Annotated in this window: 17 protein-coding genes and 1 other RNA gene; 9 read left to right on the forward strand and 9 right to left on the reverse strand. The window is 45.4% G+C overall.

The features are described 5' to 3' along the window. Positions 1-23 precede the first annotated feature (23 nt). The gene (locus tag BLR50_RS09945) at positions 24-776 is read left to right on the forward strand and encodes an alpha/beta hydrolase (RefSeq protein WP_092641492.1); all 753 of its coding nucleotides are present in this window, start codon (positions 24-26) and stop codon (positions 774-776) included. A gap of 209 nt (positions 777-985) precedes the next feature. Here the strand turns inward: BLR50_RS09945 and BLR50_RS09950 are convergent, their stop codons facing one another. The 4 genes from BLR50_RS09950 to BLR50_RS09965 all read right to left on the reverse strand — a co-directional run bounded on the left by BLR50_RS09950 (position 986) and on the right by BLR50_RS09965 (position 7318). Next, positions 986-3091 (reverse strand): HelD family protein, encoded by a 2106-nt coding sequence (locus BLR50_RS09950; RefSeq protein WP_092641437.1) that lies wholly within the window; start codon positions 3089-3091, stop codon positions 986-988. 47 nt (positions 3092-3138) lie between these two features. Next, positions 3139-3981, reverse strand: a complete 843-nt coding sequence (locus BLR50_RS09955) for a GNAT family N-acetyltransferase (protein WP_092641440.1) — start codon at positions 3979-3981, stop codon at positions 3139-3141. A 237-nt stretch (positions 3982-4218) separates the two neighbouring features. Next, a complete protein-coding gene (gene gdhA, locus BLR50_RS09960) occupies positions 4219-5571 on the reverse strand; it encodes an NADP-specific glutamate dehydrogenase (RefSeq protein ID WP_092641443.1) in 1353 nt (450 codons plus the stop codon). A gap of 430 nt (positions 5572-6001) precedes the next feature. Then, on the reverse strand, positions 6002-7318 hold the full coding sequence (locus tag BLR50_RS09965; protein ID WP_092641447.1) for a D-alanyl-D-alanine carboxypeptidase family protein: 1317 nt from the start codon (positions 7316-7318) through the stop codon (positions 6002-6004). 292 nt (positions 7319-7610) lie between these two features. Here BLR50_RS09965 and BLR50_RS09970 point away from each other — a divergent pair, with 292 nt between their 5' ends. Further along, positions 7611-8297, forward strand: coding sequence for a metallophosphoesterase (locus tag BLR50_RS09970; RefSeq protein ID WP_092641450.1), 687 nt, complete (start codon positions 7611-7613; stop codon positions 8295-8297). Between the two features lie 167 nt (positions 8298-8464). On the opposite strand, the gene BLR50_RS09975 is transcribed toward BLR50_RS09970, so the two are convergent. Next, a complete protein-coding gene (locus BLR50_RS09975) occupies positions 8465-9151 on the reverse strand; it encodes a peptidylprolyl isomerase (RefSeq protein WP_092641453.1) in 687 nt (228 codons plus the stop codon). Positions 9152-10014: 863 nt separating this feature from the next. Here BLR50_RS09975 and BLR50_RS09980 point away from each other — a divergent pair. The 4 genes from BLR50_RS09980 to BLR50_RS09995 all read left to right on the forward strand — a co-directional run bounded on the left by BLR50_RS09980 (position 10015) and on the right by BLR50_RS09995 (position 11453). Continuing rightward, positions 10015-10314 carry a DUF1292 domain-containing protein gene (locus BLR50_RS09980; protein WP_162840396.1) on the forward strand — a complete coding sequence of 100 codons (300 nt, stop codon included), beginning with the start codon at positions 10015-10017 and terminating at the stop codon, positions 10312-10314. Positions 10315-10344: 30 nt separating this feature from the next. Beyond that, a non-coding RNA gene (ssrS, locus tag BLR50_RS09985) (6S RNA) lies at positions 10345-10543 on the forward strand. A gap of 155 nt (positions 10544-10698) precedes the next feature. After that, complete coding sequence (locus BLR50_RS09990; protein ID WP_092641459.1) at positions 10699-11049, forward strand: sulfite exporter TauE/SafE family protein; 351 nt, start codon at positions 10699-10701, stop codon at positions 11047-11049. After that, on the forward strand, positions 11046-11453 hold the full coding sequence (locus BLR50_RS09995) for a sulfite exporter TauE/SafE family protein (protein ID WP_092641462.1): 408 nt from the start codon (positions 11046-11048) through the stop codon (positions 11451-11453). The genes BLR50_RS09990 and BLR50_RS09995 overlap by 4 nt, the downstream gene beginning before the upstream one ends. 45 nt (positions 11454-11498) lie before the next feature. Here BLR50_RS09995 and BLR50_RS10000 read toward each other — a convergent pair whose 3' ends face one another. Together BLR50_RS10000 and BLR50_RS10005 are read right to left on the reverse strand one after the other, a co-directional pair. Continuing rightward, the gene (locus BLR50_RS10000; protein WP_162840397.1) at positions 11499-13394 is read right to left on the reverse strand and encodes a glycoside hydrolase family 3 protein; all 1896 of its coding nucleotides are present in this window, start codon (positions 13392-13394) and stop codon (positions 11499-11501) included. 159 nt (positions 13395-13553) lie between these two features. Next, positions 13554-13931 (reverse strand): YegP family protein, encoded by a 378-nt coding sequence (locus BLR50_RS10005; RefSeq protein ID WP_092641495.1) that lies wholly within the window; start codon positions 13929-13931, stop codon positions 13554-13556. A gap of 300 nt (positions 13932-14231) precedes the next feature. Between BLR50_RS10005 and BLR50_RS10010 the strand changes: the two genes are divergently transcribed. Further along, a complete protein-coding gene (locus BLR50_RS10010; RefSeq protein WP_092641469.1) occupies positions 14232-14618 on the forward strand; it encodes a desulfoferrodoxin family protein in 387 nt (128 codons plus the stop codon). 49 nt (positions 14619-14667) lie between these two features. On the opposite strand, the gene BLR50_RS10015 is transcribed toward BLR50_RS10010, so the two are convergent. After that, a complete protein-coding gene (locus BLR50_RS10015) occupies positions 14668-15261 on the reverse strand; it encodes a VanZ family protein (RefSeq protein ID WP_092641473.1) in 594 nt (197 codons plus the stop codon). A gap of 26 nt (positions 15262-15287) precedes the next feature. Beyond that, positions 15288-16205 (reverse strand): homoserine O-acetyltransferase MetA, encoded by a 918-nt coding sequence (gene metA, locus BLR50_RS10020; RefSeq protein WP_092641476.1) that lies wholly within the window; start codon positions 16203-16205, stop codon positions 15288-15290. A 487-nt stretch (positions 16206-16692) separates the two neighbouring features. Here metA and BLR50_RS10025 point away from each other — a divergent pair, with 487 nt between their 5' ends. Both BLR50_RS10025 and BLR50_RS10030 read left to right on the forward strand, forming a co-directional pair. After that, positions 16693-17991, forward strand: coding sequence for an MFS transporter (locus tag BLR50_RS10025; protein ID WP_092641480.1), 1299 nt, complete (start codon positions 16693-16695; stop codon positions 17989-17991). 40 nt (positions 17992-18031) lie between these two features. After that, a complete protein-coding gene (locus BLR50_RS10030) occupies positions 18032-18847 on the forward strand; it encodes a glycerophosphodiester phosphodiesterase family protein (RefSeq protein WP_162840398.1) in 816 nt (271 codons plus the stop codon). Positions 18848-19385 lie beyond the last annotated feature (538 nt).

A 19385-nucleotide genomic window follows, 5' to 3' on the forward strand; every position in this document is an offset into this window, starting at 1 on the left:
GGCGAATATACGGAGTGATGTTTATGAAGACTAAGGGAAAAACGAAAATAGGATTAAAGCTTGCAATAGGGTTTACAGTGCTTTTACTGGCTGTTACAGGCGCATTTTCAATATACATATCAGACTATTATCATGCCGACGCTACTGCGGTTAAGGCGGCAAGTATGGCTACAGACGTTGATATATCCAACCTCAATGGCGCCTTGTTATTTGATCCGGGCAATGCCGATACCGCCATGATCTTTTACCCGGGCGGAAAGGTTGAATATACAGCATACAAACCGCTCATGATTAAAATTGCACAGAAAGGAATCCTTTGTATCCTGCCCCAGATGCCGTTCAATCTGGCGGTATTTGATGAGAGTGCCGCGGACAAATACATCTCCGCATACCCAAATGTCCAGCATTGGTATGTAGGTGGGCACTCGCTCGGGGGAAGCATGGCCGCAAGCTATGCTTCAAAAAGTAACGGCAGGGTAGAAGGGCTTGTTCTGCTGGCGGCATATTCTCCGGTGGATATATCGTCCGGCGGGTTAAGAGTATTAAGTTTGTATGGCAGTAAAGACGGGGTATTGAACAGAAAATCATATCTTAAAAACAAAGTTAATCTGCCTGCGAATCTCACCGAGACAGTTTTGCAGGGCGGTAACCATGCAGGCTTCGGATGCTACGGGCCGCAGCAAGGGGACGGGAAAGCGGATATTACTTCCGAACAACAGCAGACGGACACCGCTCAAGCCATTGCTGAATTTTGCCTTGCGGCAAAGAATCACTGACCCAAATCAAAAAGAAATACAGATTCAGGAGGGATGATGTGGATTATAAAAATCGGTTTCCTGTTGGTTAGAAAAGGCCGCTAAGGGGTTTAAAAACGTCAAGCCCTTCAAGCATATTAGTAGTTTGTCACGTGGCCGATTATGTATGCATTTTGCAGAACAACACAAACAGAGTTTTAGCCTTTTGCCAGGCTTATTACATAGCCGGGTTACAAACCAATCAGCGGGGATAGTTCACCGGTATAGGTCAAGGTCAGCCGGTGCATTGCACGGGTGCAGGCAATATAAAGCAGGCTGCGGTCATATTCTCCGCAATAGGTGTCGGCGTTGGCCGAAGGAATGATAACCTCATCAAACTCCAAGCCCTTTGACATTTGAACCGATGTTATGGATATGCCGTTTGCAAACTTTGCGTTTTCGGGTGAAATCAAATTTACATCGCAGCTTTTGTTTAGAACATCATAAAAAGCTTTCGCCATACCATTCGTCTTCAAAATGATTCCAAGGGTGACATTACCGCTGCTTTTGAATGTGGTGATTCGTTCCTTGAGCTGCTCGTATTCTTCCGTTTCACTGCGGCAATAGATAATATCAGGTGTATCACCGTGGCGTTCAACCGGCTCCAGTGCGGCAACGTTTTGAATACGCTTTGCGAAGGTAATAATCTCATAGGTAGAGCGGTAGCTTTTATTCAGCGAGATAAATTCTGCGCCCGCATAAATTAACTTCAGGTCTTCAAGCGTATGCAGATGGTTCGGGTTAATAAACTGCCCGAAGTCTCCGAGAATCGTCTTTTGGCATTTAAAAATAATGTTGATTACTGCATATTGAACCGGTGTGTAGTCCTGCATTTCGTCGATCACCAGGTGACGTATTAGTTGGCTCTCCTGCAGGCCCTCAAACGCGGCATGAAAATACATAAAAGGGTATACATCTGCCCACTCAAGGGTGTCTTTGTCCGGCATTACAAATTTATCTGCAGCGTTCAGCCATTTGTAAAAATCCTTATAAAGAGCCAGAGTATTCTTTACCTTCAGCATCTCAATAAGGCTTTTTAGTACGGCTTTCGGCTTTGGCAGCGGCTCTTCTGTAAGGTTGTTTGTTTCAAACCGGTCGAGAATATCATCCGCAATCATCTGCAGGCGCTGCTTGATTGGGTGATTATAATAAACCTCAAAACGGCTTTGCAGCCAGTCTTTCTTGGCGGTAAACCGGCCGAAGGTACAGTCCGACGGTTCAAAGATGCTCTCAGGCATCTGCGCCAAATATTCATTCATTTTCTTTAAAAAATCCGGTGTGGATTTAAAGCGAACCCGTTGAGCCCACTGACAGTCTGCCGTTTCAAGCGCGTCTCTGTCCGATTCAAAATGGATGACGCCCTCAAGCTGAACCTCGGCAATATCCTCAAAGCCCGTTTCGTAAATTGGCTCTTCGCCTAATTCAGGCAGTACATTCGAGATATAGTCCCCAAATGCCTTATTGGGGGAAAGAATTGTCACGTTCTTTGCCGACAGCTTATCTTTAAAGCGATAGAGCAGGTAGGCGATACGGTGAAGCGCAATAGAGGTCTTACCGGAGCCCGCTACTCCCTGTATTAAGAGGGTTCCAGTGTTTTCATTTCGAATTATTTGGTTCTGTTCCTTTTGGATGGTCGCGATAATGGATTTCATCTTCTCGCTTGATGTTTGGCTCAGTTCTCGCTGTAAAACGTCATCCTGAATATTTACCGAGCTCTCCAGGGCATATTCCATCCTGCTGTTCTTAATCTTAAACTGCCGTTTACGCGTAAGTTTACCGTCGATTCGGCCAATCGGCGCGTCATACCCTGCAAAGCCGACTTCGCAATCATAAAACATACTTGCAACAGGCGAGCGCCAGTCAGAAATCAGCAACTCATTATTATGGGTGAAAGCAAACCGACCGATGTAAAATACTGCAGGTGCGGGCAATTCGCTTGCTTCTTCCAGAAAGTCGATTCGGGCGAAGTAGGGCGAATCGATAAGCTTTAAAAGCTTGTTTTTACTTTTAACCGCCAAGGCCCCACGATTGTCAATCTGCTTTAATGCAAGCCGGTTTTGGAACATCTCATGGGGGTCGATTTCACCGCGGTTTTGTACCATGTATTGCTGAGTCGCAGTGTATTCTTTGTCAATATGCCCGACAGTATCGTTTGCTTGCTTCAGCGCATCATTCAGCTTTTGCTTAATATCATCCAGATGGATAAGCTCATCAGGAAAAGCAGGTATTTCATCTGGCTTAACTTCGCTTCTTTTGGTATAACTTGCGTGTTCTTCCATTTGCTTTGCACCAGACATTTGAGTTCTCCTTATATAAATGAATATACTTGGCTGTAAAACATCCACTAACGGACGATGGGTAAAACCATCCGTTGTGTCGGGTATCCGAATTCCGTAAGCAACTCCGCTTCGGCAAAGCCCAGCTCCAGAAGCGCCTTGCGGTATCCTGTATCCGCCTTGTCGCCTTCGCGAAAGGTGGTAATGCTAATCGCTTTATTCTCCAGAAGTTCGATGAGTGCCGTGTTTAAAAAGTCCCGCGAAATCCCTTTTCGTCTGTAGAGCGGGTGCACCGAAAGAAAATCAATACTTCCGGTTTCGCGGTTTATCATCATGCCGCCAACAGGGATATCGCCTTCGGTCATTAGCAAAGCACTGTTGCCGGCAATATAACGCTTGAGCACGGATAAATGCTCTTCCTCTTCCAGATGAGGAAACCCGTCAATAGAAAGACGCACCAAATCCATCCACAACGGAATATCTGCCTTACTCACAAAGCGAATTTCTCTCGCAGCATTTCGCTGAACTGCCTCAGGCATTTCGTTATGCTCTTTAAAGTTATATTCCAGCTGCAACGGATAAAACACCTCGTTTCGTCTGAAATGATATGGAGACTGCTTATACATCACCTTAAATACATTGCTGAAGGCTTGCTGACTGTCGTATCCGGCTAAAACGGCAATCTCAATAATGGGTTTATCTGAGAAAATCAGCAGTTTTGCGGCCTCTGTTAGTTGTCTGCGCTGGATATAATCGTGTATGGTGAGGCCAACGGTATCGGTAAAGATATGATGAAGGTGATATTTTGAGTAATGCACCGCATCGGCGACGATATCCAAATCAATCTTTTCACACATCAGATGTTCTTCAATATAGTGGATTGCAGCCGTCACTGTTTCAAGATGCTTCATGATGCCTCCTCACCGGTGAAAATCTTAAGTGTTAATTAACAAACCCCGTTTTTAAATATTGTTAATATCCCATGCGGCGGTGTGACCGTATCCATTATACCAGATTCCAAGCTTATATTTTTGATTATTATTGCGAAATTACGTTCATACAGGGAAAAGCTAACGATTATTTTATAGGCAAAACAATAGGCGGCTAATCCTGTGTGATTAGCCGCCTTAAAAGTTATAATTCGCTAATTAGTATGCAATACCCTGTGCCAGCATAGCGTCGGCAACCTTTAAGAAGCCGGCGATGTTTGCGCCCATAACAAGGTCGCCCTCAGATCCAAACTTCTTGGAAGCATCATACGAGCTATGGAAAATATTAACCATAATATCGTTGAGCTTCTTATCAACCTCTTCAAATGTCCAGCTGTATCTGATGGAGTTCTGAGACATTTCAAGGCCGGAGGTAGCAACGCCGCCCGCATTGGCAGCCTTGGCGGGGCCAAACATAACGCCGTTCTTTTGGAATACCTCAACAGCCTCGGGGGTAGAAGGCATGTTTGCGCCTTCGGCAACAGCAATTACGCCGTTCTTAACCAGCATCTGAGCTTCGTCGCCGTTGAGCTCGTTCTGGGTAGCGCAAGGAAGAGCAATGTCACATTTAATGCTCCAGATGCCGCGGCAGCCCTCGTGGTATTCAGAACCGGGAACTCTCTTAGCATACTCACTGATTCTTGCACGCTCAACCTCTTTAATTTGCTTTACAACGTCAAGGTTGATGCCGTTCTTATCATAGATGTAACCGTTGGAATCTGATAATGCAACAACCTTGCCGCCAAGCTCGGTAGCTTTCTGGGTGGCGTAGATAGCAACATTGCCCGAACCGGAGATTACAACGGTCTTGCCCTTGAAGCTCTCGTTCTTCATACACTTGAGCATCTCGGAGGTAAAGTAGCACAGGCCATAGCCGGTAGCCTCAGTACGGGCAAGAGAACCGCCGTAAGTAAGGCCCTTACCGGTTAATACGCCGGTAAACTCATTGCGCAGACGCTTATACTGGCCGAACATAAAGCCGATCTCGCGGCCGCCCACGCCGATATCACCGGCAGGAACGTCGGTATCAGCGCCGATGTGCTTGCAAAGCTCGGTCATAAAGCTCTGGCAGAAGCGCATGATTTCACCGTCGGACTTGCCCTTGGGGTCGAAGTCAGAGCCGCCCTTACCGCCGCCCATGGGCAGGCCTGTTAAGCTGTTCTTAAAGATCTGCTCAAAGCCAAGGAATTTGATAACCGATGCGCATACAGACGGATGCAGACGCAGGCCACCCTTATAAGGGCCGATTGCAGAGTTGAACTGCGCTCTGAAGCCTCGGTTAACCTGAACATTGCCGTTGTCGTCTACCCACGATACTCTGAACTGGATAAATCTTTCCGGCTCAACGATTCTGTCAATAACACCAGCCTTCACAAGGTCGGGACGAGCTGCAACTACGGGTTCCAATGATGTAAGAACCTCTTTTACAGCCTGAAGAAACTCTGCTTCACCGGGATTCCGCTTCTCTACGCTGGCATAAACCTTAGCCAGGTATTCGCTCTTAAAAGCCATTAATAAACCCCCATTATATTTTTTATCGTATCCCTGTTTATAAATACGATTCATAGTTTTTTATAACATTATTTGAGCAAGATTGCAATAGATGAAACTTTAAAATTATAATAAATTCATGCAAAATAATAAATTGGTCTTGCATCCATATGTTAACTACTGTATTTATGCAGTTTAGTGCAATAATATTGGTGATGATTTCTGGGCGTATTGCAAGTTAAATTAAATCAGCCATCATTTCAAGAAGGGTTGATATTCAATTATTGCATGAAGTTGAAAGCTTCTCAAAAATCTTCTGTCTGGTAAAACGAAAGGTTTTTGTGAAGATTTTTTACTAAGGCTATAATGAGTAATTAGTATTTGCTGCAGAAAAACCAATATTCATCAAAAAAACAGCTATCAAAAACGATAGCTGTTTAAAAGCTTGTGATTAATACCTGGACTTCGAGCCAAACTTCGGGCCTCTTCGGCGGTTTACTACAAACGATCCGATAATCATTATGAGTAAAAGCAGCACAAACGCGCCGATGCCCACATAGAACCAAACCGATTTGGTAGCTGCTTTCAGCACCTCCAGGATATACAGTACATCGCTGCGGCTGGCGTCATTGTCGGCTAACAGATTTACGCTGCCTACTTTGTCGCCCATTACCATCAGTTCCACCGTACCGATAACGTCTCCCTTCTTAACGGGGGCGTTCACATACTTGGGGATATTCAGTCGCTGAATGATATCACCATCACTGGTGCTCTTGGGCACCAGCGCGGTAAAGGCACTTTCAGCACGCAGGTATAGAAAATCTCTATCCCAGTTTAACTTAAGCGGCACCTCTGTTACCGGCTTTTCGGCATTGATGAGCTCTTTTACCTCAAAGTTACTGAAAGCCCATTCATACAGCTTTTTGCTCTCTACAAACGCCATATTCGGCGGTTCATAATCGTTTAGAGGTGCGTTCATTACCACCAGCAAATAGGTGTAGCCATCCTTGGTGGCGGTGGAAACACAGCAGCGTCCGGCTTCATCGGTGGTTCCGGTTTTTATGCCTCGTGCATATTTATAATAAACATCCGGGCCGGAGCTTTGTACCATCATCTTGTTGGTGGTAAAGATATACTCTGTATCACGCTTGTTGGAGGGCTTAAGCTCATAGCTGGTTTTAGTACACATATCCATAAATCCGGGCATCTGCATGGCATACTTTGCAATCAGGTACATATCCTGCGCAGTCGTATAATGGTCGTTATCATGAAGACCGTGCGGGTTTACAAAGTTGGTGCTCACGGCACCGATTTCCTGTGCCTTCTTATTCATCATATCAATAAATGCCGCGCGTGAACCGCCGATATAGTCTGCCACCATGCTTGCGGCTTCATTTGCGGAAGGTAGTAGCATACAATAGATTAAATCCCGCATGGAACGTTCTTCACCGGCACGCATTCCTGCATTTGACGCGTTCATGCCATCAAATTCAGATAAGATGCTCGAGGTGCATTTTACCATGGTATTATCCAAATCCGGTGTTTTCTCCATAGCCAATATGGTGGTAACCAGCTTGGTAAGTGAGGCCGGGTATTCCTTTTTATTGGCGTTCTTTTGGTACACCACCGTTCCGGTATCAAGGTTTACCATGTATACCGCGTCGGCGCTGACCTCAAACGGGGGAGTATACTCCGCGTGAACGGTTGTAAGCGGGGCAATTATCATGATTATTAAACTGAAAATAACCGCGATGCTTATTTTTCTCATATAGACAATCACTCCACAAGTGTGTATTATATATATGTTGCCAAGATACCTGTCAGTTTCCGTCTAAATATCTGTTATCCAGTGCTATTTATAGGAATAGGCAGGGAATCGGTGAGTATAGCGATGAAAAACATCCGCATCTCATTATAGCAGAGTTTTGCACAAATAGGAAGTTTGTTTTTAAGTAAACTGGTATAAAAGATATATTTTTAGCCATACCGTGAAAGGGCCATTATTCAGGCCTCTGACGAGGCGGTAATTCTAGCATGGATTTTTAAGAGGGTGGTACTACTTGATTTATGTAACCGGAGATATGCACGGCGATATTGCCCGATTTAAGCAAAAGGCGATAAAGCGGCTGAAAAAAACAGATGTACTGATTATCTGCGGGGATTTCGGCTTTGTCTGGAACGGCAATGATCAGGAGAAAAAGCAGCTTGATTGGATAGGCTGCCGCCGTTTTACAACGCTTTTTATCGACGGTGTGCACGAGAACTTCGACCTTCTTGACCAGTACCCAGAACAGGAGCTGTACGGGGGAAGGGTGCGCTGCTTAGGAAAAAGGCTGTTTTACCTGCAGCGAGGGCAGGTTTATGAAATAGAGGGCAAGCGAATATTCGTAATGGGCGGCGGCGAGAGTATAGACAAAGAATCTCGCGCAAAGCTGTCCACCTACTGGGCGCAGGAGATGCCAACCACGGCGGAGATTGAAGAAGCGGCCTACCGGCTGGAGGATAACGATTTTACCGTTGATTACATCTTTACATACGAGGCTGCCACCACCATCCTTAGCTCCATCCACAAGGATTTTGAGAGCATCAGCCCGTTAAATGCGTTTCTGGAGCGTGTGCTTCGTCAGTGCAGCTATAAAAAATGGTTTTTTGGTTGCTACCATATCGACAGAAAACTCAGCACGGTACAGCATGCGGTATTTAAAGAGGTAGTTCCCGTTGAGGAAATGGTTACCCACAAAAAGTGAATAATACTAGTCTTCGTTAGAAATGCTACGGCAAATCCAGCTTCAGAATATCCCGCATATCATATTTTTGCTCAATTTTTACATCTCTCAGAATATAGTATAACAAACAAAACCGGAAGACGATGATTGTACGTCTTCCGGTTTCATATTCAATCATTAATATGCTATTATTTCGATGCTTCTTTTACTTCAATGCTGTTAATTAGGATATCCTCCAGCGGCTTGTCGTTGGAATCGGTTTTCACCTTTACCATTGCATCAATTACATCCATACCCTCGATTACCTGACCAAATACAGTGTGCTTTTTATCCAGCCACGGAGTACCGCCGTTTTCCTTATACTTGTCAATTACCTGCGCAGGCCAGCCAGCTGCCTTCATCTGGGACAGAAAATCCTCGGTGATTGTAGAAGCAGGAGCCTGAACAATAAAGAACTGGCTGCCGTTGGTATTTTCACCGCTGTTGGCCATTGAAAGTGCTCCGCGGAAGTTCCACAGGTTATCAGAGAATTCGTCCTCAAACGGTGTACCCCATTTGCTCTGGCCACCCATTCCGTCAAGGCCGTCGGTATCGCCGCCCTGAACCATAAAGTCGTTAATTACGCGATGAAACCGAATCCCGTTATATTTGCCGTCCTTGGCAAGGGTAATAAAGTTTTCAACAGCTTTGGGCGCTTCTTTGGGAAAGAGTACAACCTTGATATCGCCCATCGTGGTTTTAATGGTGGCCGTAGGGGCGTCGGCCGTAACCTCTTTGTATTGCTTTAGCACAATATTTCCTCCGCATCCTGATAATAAGAGTAAAGACATTGCAGCCAAAATCAGCACTGCCTTTAGGATATGCAGGCGTTTCATTATTAACCAATTCCTTTCTGTTAATTCGGCTATTCGTTATTATAACCTAATACGGGCATGCTGGCAAGCATAAAAAAGGATGCTGTGAGTATGAAAATAGGGTAGTTCTTCAATACAAAAATATACCCCGACCTACAAAGCCGGGGTATATCAGTATGTTGATATAAGGATAGAAACCTCAAAACATTGGAATCACCCAAACAATACAAATGAATATAACTTTATATGATTGCCTAATACCTTAATTTGGCCGCGCGGCCTGATTGCTTCTGGGAGTGTGCAATAAGATTAAGCACTCTTGGAAACTAGAAGAGAGAACAAAAGGGAAAACCGATGCCGGCACCAGATGTACGCTGGATATTGGCGCTGCTTGCATAACGATTACAAAGGTGATTGCCGGCTATTTGCAGGTATTATTGTATCTGCGGGGCAATACGCCAAGTGATGAAATGCATACGAGTGGTTTACTTACTTGTTCTCGCAGTCAATTACAGGGTAAAACACGAAGAATTGACACATCAAGCCACGAGGGGTGCTGTTTTAGCAATTTGCGGCAGGCTAAACTGCTTTTCTGGCAGCGAGCCTGCAATATAAGTGGTACATCGGACCCGCCTCCTAACTGTTATTTGAAAGAGGTTTACTATCTTTCCGTGATTTAAATATAGCATATAAATTGGTTAAAGTCAATATAATTTATCAACATTTTGTAGAAAAAATATATAGTTTGCAATAGCAATAATTGTTATTGACAATGCTCTGGATTTAGCATACAATCTAATCAAGCGAGAAAAACGCTTATGGCAGTTTGCTACTTGGCTTTTCTTCAATGTTATTAGGCTTATATCAGGCCGATGGAGGTTAACATGTCAGACGAAATGGAATTTGGCCCCAATATCCTTTCACTTACCGATGAAGACGGTAACGAGCACGAGTTTGAGATTCTCGACGAGCTTGATGTAGACGATAAGCATTACGTTGCATTACTGCCCGCAAACGAAGAAGATTTTGAAGATGAAGAAGACGACGGTCAGTTGATCGTTCTTAGAAGCGAGGAAGAAGACGGTGAAGAGTTCCTTGCTTATATAGAGGATGAAGAAGAGTTTAATAAAATTGCAGCTATGTTTGTTGAACGTCTTTCTGATGAGTACGACTTCGAAGAATAGGCTTTAAAACTAGGTTATAAAAAGCGGTTTCATATCCTGCCCCGTGCGACAGTGCGGCGTATATAAATCCAACAAGCATTAAACGGGAACGCGGCTCTGAAGGCAGCCTGCAGACCTCCCGCCCTACCTTGAGTAACGGCGGAAGAAGGGAGCGAAAACCCTCCAGGAGCGTACCCACCTGTCTGGTGACGGGTTTAATGTAGTCGTACAACGGCTGGGCGGGGGATTTTTAAAAGCGGAAACCCGCGGAATAATAACAATGAGCCATGGAACACTAGTTCCATGGCTCATTTCTGTATATAGAGAAAAGCATGAAAATTCATTTTCATGCTGCTGCGTTTTTGTGCCATTGCGGCGCAAACGCCGGAAAGGCACGATATCTGTATGAAAAAACTCACCGGAGCACTACTCGGCCTTGCGATAGGTCTGCTTAACGGCTTGTTTGGCGCAGGCGGAGGAATGATAGCCGTGCCGATGCTCAAAAGGGCAGGGCTGGAACCTAAAAACGCTCATGCTACCTCTATTGCTATCACCATGCCGCTTTCGGTGCTTAGCGGATATCTCTATCTGCAGGTTGGCGGGCTTACCTTCAGTGATGCGCTGCCGTTTATTCCCGCGGGCATCATCGGTGCACTGGCAGGAGGTTTTCTACTGAAGAAGGTTTCTGATACGCTGCTGCGCCGCCTGTTCGGGGCATTGGTAATCATAGCGGCTGTCAGGCTGCTGCTGCGATGACCAATTTAATTATACAATCCGTGGCAGGCTTTATCTCGGCACTTCTTGGCGCCTTGGGGATGGGCGGGGGTGGGGTGCTGCTCATCTATCTTACCGCCTTAGCACAGGTTTCTCAAACCAAGGCACAGGGAATCAACCTTCTTTTCTTTATTCCCATTGCGATAACCGCATTAATCCTTCACTGCAAGAACAAGCTGGTTAACTACAAAATGGCAGTCATCGGGGTACTCACAGGTGCGGCCGGGGTGTTTGCGGGCTTTGCCGTTGCCCGGCAGTTAGGGGATCAAATACTTTCAAAGGTTTTCGCCGTATTCCTGCTGATACTTGGTGCAAAGGAACTGTTCGGGGGAATAGACCTCAGCTTTCTTAAAAGAAGAACAAGTAAAGATAAAAAGAATCGATAAAAAATCGTGCGGATTGCGCCGCACGATTTTTTGGTGTAGTTTTAATTACTTTTGGTAGGTTAAACCATAGCCGAGTTCAAACATCGGTTTTTTGTCCTTGCTGCCGATATCGCCCACACTCTGGTACCATGGCATAGCCAGCTTACCGGTAAACGGCGTTTCGCCCACCAGTACCGATGCAATGCCATCCCCTTCGGTTCCGGGCAGGTAGCACGCTACCGTTGCGTCCCAGTCAGCCATATAATCACTGATAATAACGTTACGCCCGGTAACGAGCAGAGATACGGTAGGCTTATTTAAACCCTTCACAAATCCGATAGCGTCCTTGTTGCCCGCAAGAGCCAGCTTTCCGGTGATTGAAAGATCCTCTGTATCGCCGTTAAATTCGGCGTAAGGGGTTTCGCCAAGCGCCAGAACCACCACATCGGCGTCCTTTGCCTTGTTTTTATCGGTTATTAACTCAAGATTATAAGCAGACGCATATTCTTTAAAGCCCTCCAGAATGGTAGTGCCCTCCGTCAATTTGCCGCCAACCTTGGCATCGGTTTCACCCTGCCAGGTGATTGTCCAGCCACCGCACTGCACCCCGATATCCTCCAGCGCTGGGCCGGTTAAGAATACCTTCTGCCCCTTTTTAAGCGGCAGTACATTCCCTTCGTTTTTCAGCAGCACCAAGGATTTTTCCACTAAAGTCTTGGCAAGGCTGCGGTATTGCTCGCTGCCAAGCTTATCCACCTCATGCGTAAGCTTTTCCTGATAGGGGTCGTCAAATATCCCGGATTCCATCTTAACGGTGAGAATACGACGGCAGGCATCGTTCACGCGCTCCTCGGTAATGGCTCCGCTTTTGACTGCCTCGGTAAGCGTTTTGATTACCTTGGCATAATCATATGGCTCCATTAACATATCCACACCAGCGTTTACGGCGAGTATATAGTTCTCTTCAATAGTACTGCCGCTGAGCCCCTTCGTAGCCTCCCAGTCGGAGACCACAAACCCCTTAAAGCCCATCTGACCTTTCAGCACCTCGGTAAGCAGATGCTTATTTTCATGCATCTTTACACCGTGAAAGGAACTGAAGGAGGCCATAACGGTTTTGGCACCGGCATCAATTGCTGCCTTATATGGCTTCATATGCAGCTTCATCAGTTCGTCTTCACTGATGGTGCAATCTCCGCGGTCAATCAGGTTATCACCCTCACCGGTGCCGTATTGAGCACCACCATCGGCCAGAAAATGCTTCGCACAGGCAATAACCCCGTGTTCCTGCAACCCCTTAACATAGGAAGCCGAAAGGGCAGACACAATATCCGGGTTGCTGGATAGGCTCTCGTAGGTTCGGCCCCAACGGGGATCCTGCGCTACGGCTACACAAGGGCCAAAGCTCCATAGGGTTTTGGTAAGCTTCATCTCTTCAGCTACCGCACATCCCATCTTGTACATCAAATCTACATCGTTTGCCGCACCAAGCCCGACATTCTGCGGGAAGACCACCGCACCGTACAGCGTATTATGCCCGTGTACGGAGTCAATACCGTAAAGAAACGGAATCTGTGTTTTGCGGCTTAATGCAGCTTTCTGTAATCCATCAATGGTTTTCTGCCAGTTTTCTATAGTATTGATGCCGCCCGGTACCGAGCCTCCGCCGCTTAACACCGAGCCTAAACCGTATTTCTGCATTTCAGAGGCATTGGCGGCATACTGTTCGCCTTGAACCATCTGCCCGATTTTATCCTCCAGTGTCATACGGGCCATTACCTCGTCTACGCGTTCCTCTATACTATCACCGGCCGGTAAGCTTGAAGCGGCTAAAGTTTCACAGGCCGCACTTTCTGTGGTGGTTTGAGATGACGGCAGAGCGTCGGGCGTATTTGGAGCCGAGCAGGCAAATAGGCTCAGGCAGAATACCACCGATAATAGTAAAGCAAAACTCTTCTTCATGTTCATGACATCCCTTCATGGGTAAATTGGTGCAAGCTGGGTCACATTGCTGTAATATTATATCACTCAAGCCATATTTACTCAACAACACTGACGGGAGGTATAAAATAAAAAAGACGGAGCATAAACACTCCGCCTAAGAAGCCATAACTTATGCAGCTAGGGTTCAATAATCTCGGCTTCCGGTGCGTTCTTGCGAACCGAATCAATGCCGTTCTCGCAGCTCTGCTTACCCTTATAGCCTTCACTAACCGCAATGATTTCACCGTTTCGAGCCTTCAGGCGAAAACGAAATTCGCCGCCTTTATCTTGATATAATTCAAACTTGGGGTTTACCGTCGTTGCATATCCTTCCATCGTCTGATCTTCATAATAGGCAATCGGCGCATTCTTGATAACACTTTCAATGCCGTTTTTGCAGTTTGCCAGGGAAGTATAGTTCTCGCTGGTGGCAATCACTTGCCCGTTAGCTGCAATAAGGTTAAATCTAAAATCGCCTGAGGGGGTGATTTTAATAGCAAATTTACCTTTGGCCATATAATGCTCCATTCTGCCGCTCAAAGCCGGCCGAAATTGAATGAAAGGCTATCGCCGAAAAAATAAATGCCATATTCACATGAATGGCATAAAGAAGCGAGGACACCAAAGATTGGTTGTAAAATGAATATAGCACCAAAGAACAGAATAGTCAATATTCGTATATGTAAAATATCGGTTTATGGCAGATTTTAAAAATTCTTTATGGAATATTTGCTAAAGGTATTGAAAATAATAAAAAGATAGAGTATACTCAAAATATACCTAAAAGGTATAAAAACAAATAAAGGAGGCGTCATAATGAAAGGCGAACCTAAGTTTTTCTTATGCAAAGAGTGTAATAATCTTGTGGGCATGATATTCGAGGGCGGCGGTGCACTGAGCTGCTGCGGGCAGAAGATGAAGGAGCTTGTTCCCAATACCACCGAGGCGGCAGGCGAAAAGCACCTTCCGGTTATCAGCATTGACGGCAATACGGTTACGGTGAAGGTTGGCGAGGTTGCTCACCCCATGCTTCCCGAACACCATATAGATTGGATATACATCAACACCAGTAAGGGCGGGCAGCGTAAGAGCCTGGAAATTGGTGCGGAACCCAAGGCAGTCTTTGAACTGGCTGAGGGTGAGAAGTTGGTTTCGGCTTACGCTTATTGCAATCTGCACAGCCTCTGGGTAACTAAAGTTTGATTTAATAAGATTAACGGCACAAACGGAATCAATCCTCCGTCTGTGCCGTTTATTTATAATTATCTATTGTTACTTTCTTTTTAACGCATAGCTTTATTACTAATTTATATAACAGGTATCCGATTGCCGTACCTGCCGTATTAAAGATGATGTCATCGATGTCGCTGATACCCGTTACAAAGATATATTGGAGCAGCTCAATCGAAAGGGAACACAGTGCACCCATCAGAAGGCAGAACCAAAACCCAGGGCGCTTTTTCAGCACTGCGGGCAGCAGCGCACCCAGCGGAACAAACCATAGAATATTGCCCAGCAGATTATAGATAAAGTACCACTTGGTATGCGCAAAATAGAGCTTGATGGTATGCACAAACGGTGTGAGGTTTACCCCGTCCAGCAAAGAGCTTTTTTCGCGCCATAAATCAAACCGGATACCGTAGCGAAAGGCTGTAATCTGATACAGACAGATTAGATAGAATACCAATACCCACAGAAGTATTTCGGTAAACTTTTTTATGGGAGCGGCACCCTTTTTTCGCCTGTTGAGGAGCACCCATAACCGTACAGCCGCCCACAGTGCAAACAACACTGCGGCAACCGCCATGGTATGCAGCAAAAGATGCATAATACCGTTAAAGCTCAATACAATTCGCTCCCTTGACGTCGATGTCAGTTCAGGCTGGAAAGGTCGTAGGGGGTGTTCTGGTATACATAGTAGTTCAGCCAGTTTGAATATAATAGATTACCATGACTGCGCCAAGTAAATAGCGGCTGCTTTTTGGGGTCGTTATCCGGGAAGTAATTAACGGGCATCTCAATGGGTAAGCCCTTATTCAGGTCGCGAAAATACTCTTCGGCAAGCGTCATACGATCATATTCTGAATGGCCGGTAACAAAGATCTGGCGACCGTTGTTGGATATAACAATATGTGCCCCCGATTGCTCAGACCAGGTAAGCAGAGTTAAATCTTCTACTTTTGCAATATCACGGCGCTTAATCTCGGTGTGGCGGGAATGCGGTACCATAAATACCTCGTCGAACCCACGCAGCAGAGGCTGATTTTCAACCAGTATGCGGTGGGGGAAAACGCCGAACATCTTTGCTTTCAGTGGGTATTTAGGCACACCGTAGTGATAATAGAGCCCAGCCTGCGCCCCCCAGCAGATATGAAAGGTAGAGTATACATGGCTTTTGGTCCACTCCAGTATCTCACAGAGCTCGTCCCAATAGGTTACATCTTCAAACTGCAGCTGTTCTACCGGAGCACCGGTGATTATCATCCCATCGTACCGCTGATCCTTAACCTCGTCAAAGGTCTTGTAGAAGTTTAGAAGATGCTCTTGGGGGGTGTTCTTTGAGGTATGGGTAGCTGTCTGCAGCAGCTCCACATCTACCTGCAGGGAGGTATTTCCCAGCACGCGCAAGAGCTGTGTCTCGGTTTCTATTTTCTTGGGCATCAGGTTCAGGATAAGAATCTTTAACGGGCGGATATCCTGCGTTTTCGCACGGTCTTCGTACATGACAAATATATTCTCAGCCTCCAGCACCTTGGCTGCAGGAAGTAGATTTGGTATACAGATTGGCATGTTACGCTCCGTTCCGCCGTGCTTACCGTAAATATACAGTCAGCTTTCAGCAATCGTTATTTGGGTGTCCTTCCATTAAAGACATTGACTGTGTCTATAAAAAATAATTATAACAGAGAACAGCAGACTGCGCAATGTTAATCATTCGCTTTTTCAAATAAACCCTGAATTTGTATTCAATAAGAGGACAAATGTATCTCAATAATAAATAATCCGGATTAAGTTTTAAATAAGCACATCACATCCAAAAAACCTATGCATTATTCGTTATACTGTCCAGAATATCAATTTTAAACGTAAAAATTATGTGATATAATTGCTGAAATTTGCAATTAGTGATATAATCTCCTCTAAGGGCATTTCTGTTAAATAATGCTAATCTCTCATTAATACCTTTCTAACACATCTTCGTGAAAGCCGTAAGCCAAGCTTTTCGCTGAATATCTCTGAGGTTTTATAATCGAGATAAAGTATAAGGAGAGTAACCATGAAACTTGATTACAAACGCACCTTGCTGGTAGGCCTCGCATTTATGACTATCAGCTCCTTCTGGCAGCTATACGACTTTGTTATCCCTTTGATTATGCTCAAGGCTTTTCATATCGGCGATACCGTCGCTGGTGTAGTGATGTCGCTTGATAATGTACTGGCACTGTTTATGCTCCCCTTATTCGGTTCACTATCTGATAAAACCCATACCGGTATTGGCCGAAGAATGCCCTACATACTTATTGGTACCGCTGCCGCAACCGTTTCCATGCTGCTCATCCCGTATGCCACCAATGAGCGTAAGATTACATTGTTTATTGTAGCGTTGGGGCTGGTTTTGATTTCAATGGCACTCTACCGTTCCCCGGCTGTTGCACTGATGCCCGATGTTACACCAAAGCCCCTGCGCTCCAAGGGCAACGCGGTCATCAACCTGATGGGCGCTGTCGGCGGTATTATGGTGCTTGGGTTGATTTCTGTGCTGGCTCCCCAAAAAGACAATATCAACTACTGGCCCTTATTCCTCTGCACCGCGGGCATAATGATAGTAGGCATTGTGGTATTGGCCTTAACCATAAATGAACCGAAGCTTGTTAAAAAGATGCGCTTGGATAGTGCTGCCATGGGCATTGATGTCGAAGAGGCACAGGAGGGCAACGAAACTACAACGGTTCAGCAAAAACTGCCCCCCGAGGTAAAAAGAAGCCTGATCTTTATCCTCATATCCATTTCTTTATGGTTTATGGGCTACAACGCAGTAACCACGGCCTTTTCAAAGTATGCTTTAAAGGCGCTGGATATCGCCGAATCCCGTTCCGCGCTAATCCTAATGATAGCACAAATCACCGCAATTATCTCGTTTATACCCGTAGGCATTATCTCCTCGAAGGTTGGAAGAAAAAAGAGCATCCTGTTCGGCGTTACCGTATTAACTGTTGTTTTTGCTACCGCAGCCTTCTACAAAGCCTATTCTCCGCTGATGTTTGTATCCTTTGCGCTTGCCGGTATCGCTTGGGCTTCGATTAATGTTAATTCGCTGCCCATGGTGCTCGAGATGTCGAAGGGTTCAAACGTGGGAAAATATACGGGATACTACTATACCTTTTCGATGTCCGCGCAGGTGATTACACCCATCCTTTCCGGCTATCTGCTTGAAAAAGTGGGCTACTTTACGCTTCTTCCATATGGCGCCATTTTTATCGGCCTTGCGTTCTTTACCATGCTAATGGTAAAACACGGGGATTCCAAGCCTATCATGCCCGCAGCTAAAATCGAAGCATTCGATACAGCTGACTAAATAACAGTCTTAAGATTTCAATAGAAAGAATGATTCAACCATGACGATATTCATTGTAGCGGTTATTTTAATAGCATTGTTTCTGGTATATCTGTTTTTATTGGCTCCGCATACCCTGCCGAAGGAAGCCGATAACACACTTTGGAAGGCACGTTATGCACACCGAGGCCTGCACAGTAAGGATAAATCCGTACCGGAAAATTCAATGGCGGCATTTAAGCTGGCGGTTGAATCAGGATATGGCATGGAGCTGGACATTAACCTTACGACTGATAACCAGATTGTCGTATTTCACGATGACAACCTCAAACGTGTTTGCGGGGTAGATAAGCTGATTGCCGACTGTACCTACGAGGAGCTGCAGCAGTATCGCCTTTGTGGTACAGACGAGAAGATCCCGCTGTTTTCAGAGGTGCTGAAGCTAATTGACGGGCGAACGCCGCTGATTGTTGAATTAAAAGCGACAAAGTGCAACAATGAACTGTGCCAAATGGCGGCTGATATGCTTAGAGATTACAAGGGTACATATTGTATAGAATCGTTTCATCCGCTGTTGGTGCGCTGGTTTTATAAAAACAGGCCGGAGATTGTGCGCGGGCAGCTCTCGGCAGGCCGCAAGGAGTTTGGCAGCCTTCCGTTTTATCAAAGATTGATATTATCCTCTTTATTGACCAACGTAATGACCCGCCCGCATTTTATGGCCTATCGTCATCAGGATGCACATCATAAGCTTGGATTAAGCCTATTTAAATTACTCGGCGGCAAGCTGGTGGCCTGGACGGTTCGCGATAATGACGATATCGACTATTGCAAGAAGCGGTTTGATATAATAATCTTTGAATTCTTCAGACCGTAAGCCCCGTAATCAGAGTAGAGTGGCTCGTCCGCTTTACTCTATTTTTTAATGCGAAGTAATATTTTCCACTTTAGAATTTTCGACAGATAATTACTCAAATCTGCCGAAATAAAAGTCTCTAAACCCTAGCTGCGCCAACGCTTGCCCGCTGTTTAGTAACAAGCATGTAAAAAGGTAATCGAAAAAAGCAAAAAAGGTGTTGACAAGGAGGAGGTGCTGTGATATTATAAATAAGCGCCTTACGGACGGGGACGAAACAGGGAACCGGAAAACGGCGCAGATAAGCCAAAAACGAGCGAAAAGCGAGCGGTAAAACGGAAGCGAAAAGCAAGTTAAAAGCTTACGATGCCAACCGAAAGTTGGCTATATGAACCTTGAAAATTGAACAACATGAAAACAAGTACAAACCCTGAAAATTCCAAACTGACGTAACAGTCAGATTGAATATTTCAAAACAAGCGGCAGAGCAGAAATGCTTTGCAAAACGCAAGTATTCGTAATTGAAAGAGCTTTCAAAAGCTTGATTGATGCGGTTAGA

The sequence above is a fragment of the Acetanaerobacterium elongatum genome (assembly GCF_900103835.1).
Classification (GTDB): Bacteria; Bacillota; Clostridia; order Oscillospirales; family Ruminococcaceae; genus Acetanaerobacterium; species Acetanaerobacterium elongatum.

What these genes read in the sequence shown, in the direction of transcription:
- BLR50_RS09950 (WP_092641437.1), bottom strand. Translation starts at nt 3,091, where the DNA reads ATGTCTGGTGCAAAGCAAATGGAAGAACACGCAAGTTATACCAAAAGA.
- BLR50_RS10030 (WP_162840398.1), top strand. Translation starts at nt 18,032, where the DNA reads ATGACGATATTCATTGTAGCGGTTATTTTAATAGCATTGTTTCTGGTA.
- metA (WP_092641476.1), bottom strand. Translation starts at nt 16,205, where the DNA reads ATGCCAATCTGTATACCAAATCTACTTCCTGCAGCCAAGGTGCTGGAG.
- BLR50_RS10025 (WP_092641480.1), top strand. Translation starts at nt 16,693, where the DNA reads ATGAAACTTGATTACAAACGCACCTTGCTGGTAGGCCTCGCATTTATG.
- BLR50_RS09980 (WP_162840396.1), top strand. Translation starts at nt 10,015, where the DNA reads ATGTCAGACGAAATGGAATTTGGCCCCAATATCCTTTCACTTACCGAT.
- gdhA (WP_092641443.1), bottom strand. Translation starts at nt 5,571, where the DNA reads ATGGCTTTTAAGAGCGAATACCTGGCTAAGGTTTATGCCAGCGTAGAG.
- BLR50_RS09990 (WP_092641459.1), top strand. Translation starts at nt 10,699, where the DNA reads ATGAAAAAACTCACCGGAGCACTACTCGGCCTTGCGATAGGTCTGCTT.
- BLR50_RS09955 (WP_092641440.1), bottom strand. Translation starts at nt 3,981, where the DNA reads ATGAAGCATCTTGAAACAGTGACGGCTGCAATCCACTATATTGAAGAA.
- BLR50_RS10005 (WP_092641495.1), bottom strand. Translation starts at nt 13,931, where the DNA reads ATGGCCAAAGGTAAATTTGCTATTAAAATCACCCCCTCAGGCGATTTT.
- BLR50_RS09945 (WP_092641492.1), top strand. Translation starts at nt 24, where the DNA reads ATGAAGACTAAGGGAAAAACGAAAATAGGATTAAAGCTTGCAATAGGG.
- BLR50_RS10010 (WP_092641469.1), top strand. Translation starts at nt 14,232, where the DNA reads ATGAAAGGCGAACCTAAGTTTTTCTTATGCAAAGAGTGTAATAATCTT.
- BLR50_RS09995 (WP_092641462.1), top strand. Translation starts at nt 11,046, where the DNA reads ATGACCAATTTAATTATACAATCCGTGGCAGGCTTTATCTCGGCACTT.
- BLR50_RS10000 (WP_162840397.1), bottom strand. Translation starts at nt 13,394, where the DNA reads ATGAAGAAGAGTTTTGCTTTACTATTATCGGTGGTATTCTGCCTGAGC.
- BLR50_RS09975 (WP_092641453.1), bottom strand. Translation starts at nt 9,151, where the DNA reads ATGAAACGCCTGCATATCCTAAAGGCAGTGCTGATTTTGGCTGCAATG.
- BLR50_RS09965 (WP_092641447.1), bottom strand. Translation starts at nt 7,318, where the DNA reads ATGAGAAAAATAAGCATCGCGGTTATTTTCAGTTTAATAATCATGATA.